The organism is Kosmotoga sp. (genome assembly GCF_982836095.1).
On sequence record NZ_CEYIHJ010000226.1, the window covers coordinates 1 to 2,259 of the forward strand.

The following is a 2,259-nucleotide window of genomic DNA, read 5'->3' on the forward strand; positions in this document are numbered from 1 at the left end:
TGGGGAAAAGACAAAGGTCTTATATTTTGAAACCCCAACAAATCCTTCTATGGAGATCATAGATCTTGAAGCTGTCGCTAAAATCGCAGCCGAAGCCGGCATTAAAGTGGTGGTGGATAACACCTTTGCGACTCCCTATTTGCAAAGACCACTGGAGCTTGGTGTAGATGTTGTGGTGCACAGTGCGACTAAATATATTTCCGGGCATGGCGATGCGGTAGGTGGGGTCGCGGTATCCAAAAACCAGGATTATATATATAAGCTGAAATTTGGCTATATGTGTGAACTTGGAGGAGTTATGAGCCCTTTTAACGCCTGGCTTTTACTCCGGGGGCTTAAAACGCTTTCACTCAGGATGGAGAGACATTCGAGCAATGCCATGAAAATAGCTAATTTTCTTGCAGAAAATCCCCTTGTTGAAAGAGTAATGTATCCGGGCATGGAAACCCACCCCGGTCATGAAATAGCCAAAAGGCAGATGAAGGATTTCGGAGGAATTGTGAGTTTCGAGCTTAAAGGAGACCTTGAAACCGCTAAAGCTTTTGTGGAAAATTTAAAGCTTCTGAAACTCGCTGTAAGCCTCGGTGATGCAGAAACTCTTGTCGAAATCCCCGCCCTTATGACTCACCGCGATTACCTTGAAGAAGAACTCAAAAAATTCGGATTTTTGAAGAAAACAATCAGAATATCAGCTGGCCTTGAACACCCGGATGACATCATTGCGGATATCAAGCAATCTCTTGAAAGGGTGAGATAAGTTGAAAGCCCTTTATTATGATGGTGACTCGCTTGTATTGAAGAATGTACCGATTCCTGAAATAACAAAAGGAGAATCGCTGATAAAAGTTTATTACACGGGCATCTGTAATACGGATTTGGAGATTCTAAAAGGATACATGGGATTTACGGGAATACCGGGCCATGAATTTGTGGGGGAAGTTGTCAAAGCGCCTGAAAACAAATCTCTGGTTGGAAAGCGTGTAGTGGGTGAAATAAACATAGCATGTGGTCAATGTGACCTGTGCCGGGCGGGTAAGCGAAAGCATTGCCGAAATATAAGAACTCTGGGGATAAACAACTATGACGGTGCTTTCGCGGAATATATGAAGTTCCCTGTTGAAAACCTGCATCCTGTCCCGGATGAAATCCCCAATACCATTGCTACTCTTGTCGAACCACTAGCCGCTGCCTTTCAAGTGCTGGAACAGGCTCATATAAAGCCCACTGACAGGGTTTGTGTGATAGGAGACGGGAAGCTCGGGCTGTTGATTAGCATTGTGCTGCAATATAGTGGAATCCATCATGTCTTAATAGGCAAACACCCCGAAAGGGCAAAAGAGGTAATTCCTGAAGTTGAAACACTTTTGCCTTCTGAACTAAAAGGCTTGGAGAACTCTTTCGATGTTGTAGTGGAGGCAACGGGAAATGCCAAAGGGTTCACTTCCGCTATTGACCTCACAGCACCCACAGGAACGCTTGTGCTGAAAAGCACCTTCGCTTCTGGAGAGAACTTGAATCTGTCCCCGGTAGTGGTCAAAGAGCTGAACATTGTAGGTTCGCGCTGCGGTCCCTTTGAGCCAGCGATCGCGTTTTTGAAAAGCCAGCATGAAAAGCTTGAAGGAATGATAAGCGGAATTTTCCCGTTTGAAGAATACCAAAGAGCTTTTGAAGCAACGAAAGGCTCATTGAAAATATTGCTGAGGATGGGTTGAACGGATGTAGTTCCATTTTAGTGGAATTTTCTTCACTTCCTGGATTCTAAATCATATTTGTGAAAACCATTTCCAAAATCAGAAGCAAAATATATAATGCTATTTTCTACCACAATAAAAAGTTCGCTTTCCGAACCTTGACATTACTTGGCGGGAAAGGTATTATTTTAATAAGACCGCTTAGGGGGATTTTTTCATGTTGAAGCGATTTGTCGCATATTACAGACCTCATTTGTTCCTCTTCACAATTGACATGGTATGCGCTTTTTTAATTGCTGGAATAGATCTATTTTTTCCGAGTTTTACTAAAAAAGCGCTGGATCAATATATTCCTCAGCGAGATTTGAGAGGACTTATTACGGTGTCCATCGTTCTGGGGATTCTCTTTCTTTTCAGGGCCTTTTTTACCTATGTGGTCAATAGCAGAAGCAGTAGGTGGTGTATAATGGATATGGAAGTAGGAACTATTGCAGTCGCTATTATAAGTACTATCGTTTTAGGTATTATATTTTGGATAATTCAGAAGATAACTAGTATTTAGTTACAT

Annotated in this window: 3 protein-coding genes; all 3 read left to right on the forward strand. The window is 42.5% G+C overall.

The features are described from left to right. Window positions 1-757 (forward strand): trans-sulfuration enzyme family protein (locus AC3LHT_RS10460; protein WP_488662847.1); only part of this gene is annotated, 757 nt, incomplete at its 5' end. 1 nt (window position 758) lies between these two features. Continuing rightward, a complete protein-coding gene (locus AC3LHT_RS10465; RefSeq protein WP_488662848.1) occupies window positions 759-1,712 on the forward strand; it encodes an MDR/zinc-dependent alcohol dehydrogenase-like family protein in 954 nt (317 codons plus the stop codon). A gap of 196 nt (window positions 1,713-1,908) precedes the next feature. Then, window positions 1,909-2,253 (forward strand): hypothetical protein, encoded by a 345-nt coding sequence (locus AC3LHT_RS10470; RefSeq protein ID WP_488662849.1) that lies wholly within the window; start codon window positions 1,909-1,911, stop codon window positions 2,251-2,253. The last annotated feature ends 6 nt before the right edge of the window (window positions 2,254-2,259 follow it).

What these genes read in the sequence shown, in the direction of transcription:
- AC3LHT_RS10470 (WP_488662849.1), top strand. Translation starts at nt 1,909, where the DNA reads ATGTTGAAGCGATTTGTCGCATATTACAGACCTCATTTGTTCCTCTTC.